This is a genomic window from Polaribacter sp. YIW18, assembly GCF_057219325.1.
In genome coordinates this window covers 1-5382 of sequence record NZ_JBXVVE010000021.1, presented here as the reverse complement: position 1 = coordinate 5382, position 5382 = coordinate 1, and the positions used below count along the sequence as shown (strand labels likewise).

General features: G+C 31.5%; 2 protein-coding genes and 2 pseudogenes. 1 reads left to right on the top strand and 3 read right to left on the bottom strand.

Features of this window, described 5'->3' with window-relative positions:
* A pseudogene (locus tag AC2D6T_RS11960) lies at positions 1 to 108 on the top strand (IS982 family transposase); the annotation flags it as partial.
* A gap of 97 nt (positions 109 to 205) precedes the next feature.
* Here AC2D6T_RS11960 and AC2D6T_RS11955 read toward each other — a convergent pair.
* From AC2D6T_RS11955 to AC2D6T_RS11945, 3 genes and pseudogenes are all read right to left on the bottom strand, one after another.
* Positions 206 to 3316: pseudogene (locus tag AC2D6T_RS11955) on the bottom strand (type I restriction endonuclease subunit R).
* A 134-nt stretch (positions 3317 to 3450) separates the two neighbouring features.
* Positions 3451 to 4947 carry an ATP-binding protein gene (locus AC2D6T_RS11950; protein ID WP_484681641.1) on the bottom strand — a complete coding sequence of 499 codons (1497 nt, stop codon included), beginning with the start codon at positions 4945 to 4947 and terminating at the stop codon, positions 3451 to 3453.
* 202 nt (positions 4948 to 5149) lie between these two features.
* On the bottom strand, positions 5150 to 5382 hold a 233-nt coding region (locus tag AC2D6T_RS11945), incomplete at its 5' end, for a transposase (RefSeq protein WP_484681640.1).

The following is a 5382-nucleotide window of genomic DNA, read 5'->3' as shown; positions in this document are numbered from 1 at the left end:
TTTAAAACTAGAATATTATCAAAAATTACAGCGTTAACAACGGTTCAGTACATCAATAAATTTATATTCGATAGGAATATTAATAATATTAAAATTAGCATTATTTAAAATGCACAACGGGTTTATATATTAGACGGTTATTACTTTGATAAGTTACAAAATATTATTTATTCTTATAAGTAATTTATATAAAAACATCTATTATCTAATTGTTAGAAGAGAATATTTCTGCTAGTGCTTCTCCTTGTCTTAATACTTTATCAGCTTCCAACTTTGCTATATCTGGTTGATAACCATAACGCATTAATATTTTCTTTACTGTGAGTCTTAATTTGGCTCTTACATCGTCTCTTTTACTCCAATCTACAGTTGCATTTTGTCTTATTACATCAACAATAGTATGAATCAATTCTTTCATTTTATCATCATCTAAAAAGCTCGTTGAATCATTTTGTTTTAAGACACTATAAAAAGCATATTCTTCTGGTGTTAATCCTAAATCTTCTGATTTACTATCTTCTAAACGCATTTCTTTTGCAATTTCAGATAACTCCGCCAATACTTGTGCTGAATCTATTTGGTTGTTATGATAGCGTTTTACCACTGATTCTAGCATTTCTGAAAACTTCTTTGCTTGTACTAAATTTTTTGTTTTACGAATACTAACTTCATCACTCAACAATTTTTTAAGGAGTTCAAAAGCAATATTTTTCTGTTGCATATTCTTCACTTCCAATAAAAATTCATCTGATAAAATACTAACAGAAGGAGCTTCTATACCAGCAGCATCAAAAACATCAATAACCCCATCACTAGATAAAGCATCATCTACAATTTGTTTAATTGCTGTCTCTACTTCGTAATCAGATTTTACACTGCTTCCTGTAAACTTATTAATACGAGCTTTCACAGCTTGAAAAAATGCTACTCCGTTTTTAATAGCATTTGCATCTGGACTTGGAATTGACATTGCAAATAACTTTGACAATAATGTTACCTCTTTTAAAAATCTATCTTTTAATTTTTGGTCTGTTAAAATGAAGTTTTGAGCACCCAATAATACTTGTAGTTTTTGAGCAGTATCAACTTTAAAATATTGCTTGAAATCAAAACCGTTGAACATTTGCTCTACGATTTCAAACTTCTCTTTCATACCTGCAATCGCTTCTTTAATATCTACAACAGGCGAACCTTCTCCACCACTTTGTAAATAGGTTGCCATTGCTTTACGTAAATCTTGACCAATACCAATATAATCTACAACTAAACCACCTGGCTTATCTTTATACACTCTATTTACTCTTGCAATTGCTTGCATTAAATTAGCACCTTGCATTTTTTTATCTACATACAAGGTATGCATACTTGGAGCATCAAAACCAGTTAACCACATATCGCGAACAATGACCATCTTTAAATTATCATTGGGGTCTTTCATTCTTGTAGCCAAATCTTTTCTTTGATTTTTTGTTGTATGATGTGGTTGAAAAATTTCTGGGTCGTCTGTAGAACTTGTCATTATGACTTTAATAGTTCCCTTGTCTAAATCATCATTGTGCCATTCTGGTTTTAAAGCAATTATTTCATTGTAAAGGCGAACACAGATATTTCGTGTCATACCAACAATCATTGCTTTACCTTCAAATACGTTTTGGCGAGCTTCAAAATGTGTTACAACATCTTTTAAACGACTTGGCTCACCAATTATAGCATCTATAGTTGTTGTTTTCTTTTTAGCTTTTTCTAATTGTTCTTCAGTTGCACCTTCTATTGCATTAATTTCATCATCAAGTTCTTTGGCTTTTTTATCATCTAATTTAATTTTTATTAAACGAGATTCATAACTAATAGGAACTGTTGCTCCATCATCTACAGCTTGTTTAATATCATAGACATCTATATAATTACCAAAAACTGCTGGTGTAGATTTATCTTCTTTTTCAATAGGTGTGCCTGTAAAACCGATATAAGAAGCGTTAGGTAAAGCATCTCTTAAATACTTTGCATTACCATACCTAGTTTCCATACCTTCATCTGTCTCTACTTCACGAGCTTTAAAACCATATTGACTTCTGTGTGCTTCGTCTGCAACTACTACAATATTTGTTCGGTCTGATAAAGTTTCATAAACATTACCTTCTGCAGGCGCAAACTTTTGAATAGTGGTAAAAATAACACCACCACCAGATACTTTTAATAGTTCTTTTATATGTTCTCTATTGTTTGCTTGTACTGGTGTTTATCTTAATAACCCAACACAATTACCAAACGTACCAAATAGTTGGTCGTCTAAATCATTTCTATCTGTAAGCATTACAATGGTTGGATTTTCCATTTGTGGATGCGTTATTATTTGCCCACTATAAAAGACCATTGACAACGATTTACCAGAACCTTGTGTGTGCCAAACTACCCCCACTTTTCTATCACCATCTTTAGAATTTGTTGCTCTTAAGGTTTGATTAACTGCTTTTTGAACTGCATAATATTGATGATAAGCACCTACTTTTTTAATTTTTACTTGGGAGATAATGCCTGTTTTTTCATCTTTCTTTTCTTCTTTTTCAAAAACGGTACAGTAACGTATTAGCTCAACCAATGTTTTTTTGTTGAGCATATATTCGGTAAGAATTTGCAATTCAGTTCTTACTTCATTGGCTACTTCTTTTGGTGCTTTCCAAGATAAATAACGTGAAAATGGTGCTGACACACTAGATGTACCTGCATCTATACCATCTGAAATGACACAAATGCCATTGTAATAAAAAATGCTAGGTACTGCCTTTTTGTAATTTTGTATTTGGTCGTAGGCTCTACGTAAGGTTGCTTTTTCACTTGTGGCACTTTTAAGCTCTATAAAAACTAATGGCAAACCGTTTATATAGATGACAACATCAAAGCGTTTTTCGTTGTTATTTTCTTTAACTACCAATTGATTGACCACCCGAAAATTGTTGTTATCTGGTTGCTCAATATCTAGCAATTTTACATTAATACCTTTGGTTCTTCCTTCTTTGGTGTATTCGACGGTTACTCCATTGGTAAGTAGTGTATGGAAACGCTCATTGTTTTCCATTATATCTGCTGTACCAAGATTAATAACCTTTTGATAGGCTTCTAAACGAGCTGACTCTGGAAGTGTTGGATTTAATTTTTTAAGCGAATCTTTAAAATGATTTTCTAATAATACTGAACTAAAACTTTCACGCTGTGGATTTTCACCAATAGGTGAAATATCTGTACCGTTATAATAAGTATAGCCTTGATTGACTAATTGGTCTATTAAAGAAAGTTCTATGGTGTTTTCGTTGAGCATATAATGTCCTTTATCTCTTTAATTCGTGCTTTACCTCTCTTAAAGGACAAAATGTCCTTTAAATTGTCCTTTAGAATTAAAATCTATTGATTCATATCTAGTAAAGGACAAAATGTCTTTTAGAATGTCCTTTATCATTTTTTTAATCTGTATTTTGTCCATCTACGTTCTCCTTCTTTTGTAATTACACCTTTATCTACTAAATCACTTAATCTACGTTGTGCTGTTTTGGTAGTGATTCCAAATTCTGCTGCATAATCATTAACCGTTATTTCTTCTTTTGATTGAATAAATTGAACTCCTAACTTATCCTGTTCTGAAAGTCCTTCTATATTGTCTACTAATATGTTTGGTAAGGCATCAGCACTTCTAGCAAAAGAAATTTCCAGTACATTACCTTTTAAATCAATCACTGGTAAAGGAAAGCCTTTACTAGACAATGATTTCATACTACGTAAGCCAATACCTCTTTGCTCTGCAAGCCCCATTCTATTATAAACATACATCACTTTTGGATTACGACTTACTGAAGGCAAGTCTAATGAGCGAATATCTTTTAATGTTAAAGGTGGCATTGGAAGGCCTGGACTTTTAATTACAATCTTATCCTTACTTACAAATAGATAATTTGTGGATGAAGTAATACTATAATCTCTATGTATTATTGCATTGGCAATGGCTTCTCTTAAAATTTCTAATGGAAAATCTGCACTAGCACTACGTTTAGCAGTTGATCGGTCAATGGTTAGTTTTAATGCTTTATCATTAACGAATGAAAACACTTTTTCCAACTGCATTGCTAATGCACCACCAATGTCTTTAATTTGAGTAGCACCATCTGGATATTCTATTTCAACTTTAAAAAGTGTATGTGGTAAAACTTCATCTACTTTTTCGCCAAATACTATTAAACCAATATTAGTCGGTGTTATAATATTTTCTTGTTGGTTTGCTAATCCAAAAGATACTGCCCATTGATTAAAAGCTTCTGATGGATAGGTAAAATTAGCATTCGAGTTTTTGATGAACTTTTTTATTGCAAGATTAGAAAATTGTTCAATTTTAGTTCCTGGAACTATTTCTTTTAAATAGGGTGTTTTCTTTTCTTTTGGTTTTTCTTGCTGTATGCGAAGCTTCTCTGCTTCTTTATACTCAATAAATTCTGTTAGGCTATCTCGTATTTTTTTACTGATGTCCGGATAAAAATCTTCTACAATAACTTTGGCATCAATCAGTTGATTAGCACCTTGATTTTCGATATCTATATCTGGGTCTCGCATACCAATATATACTTTATGAATACGAGATTTTATAATGTGTGTGGCACAACCTCTTTTAGGTTTGGTGCGTACTGCATCTATACACGGTTCTAAAGTGACATATAAAACTTTATCTGAAAGATTTTCACTCTTTAATTTTCGTTCAATTAAGGTAAACTCGCAATGCTCTCCAATACGTAACTCACCTCTTGAAGCTTCTGCTAAAATCTTACCCTCTTTAGTAGCTAGAATAGCTCCAACCAAAGGGTCTGGTTTGTTTTCGTGTTCACCAATAGACTCAAGGCTTAATTGATAAGCTCTTTCCATTAATTCTCTTGGTGTGTATTTTTTATCTTTTTTATACGCTTCCATATTTCTTTATCAAATAACCATCAAATAAAAAAAATATTGATTATCAGTGGTTTATGTGGTTTTGTTTTCGTTTTTCTGTTTAGTCATCAAATAAGATTTTCTTCTTTAAATTCATTAACACGTAATTTCCCACTCATTAATTTTGGTAATAAGGTATCTCTTGTTTTAATAAGAGATTGGATTTGAGAACCCGTTGTGCATTTTAAATAATGCTAATTTTAATATTATTAATATTCCTATCGAATATAAATTTATTGATGTACTGAACCGTTGTTAACGCTCTAATTTTTGATAATATTCTAGTTTTAACCCCTTTAAAAGTCTTTGCATAATTTCGTCTTATCATAAACTGATCGCAAAGTTGAGAAAATAATGTCTCTATCCTTTTTCTTTTTTTTCTAAAAACATAAGGCTGTTTTTTGTACTCTTTTTGAT

What these genes read in the sequence shown, in the direction of transcription:
- AC2D6T_RS11950 (WP_484681641.1), bottom strand. Translation starts at nt 4,947, where the DNA reads ATGGAAGCGTATAAAAAAGATAAAAAATACACACCAAGAGAATTAATG.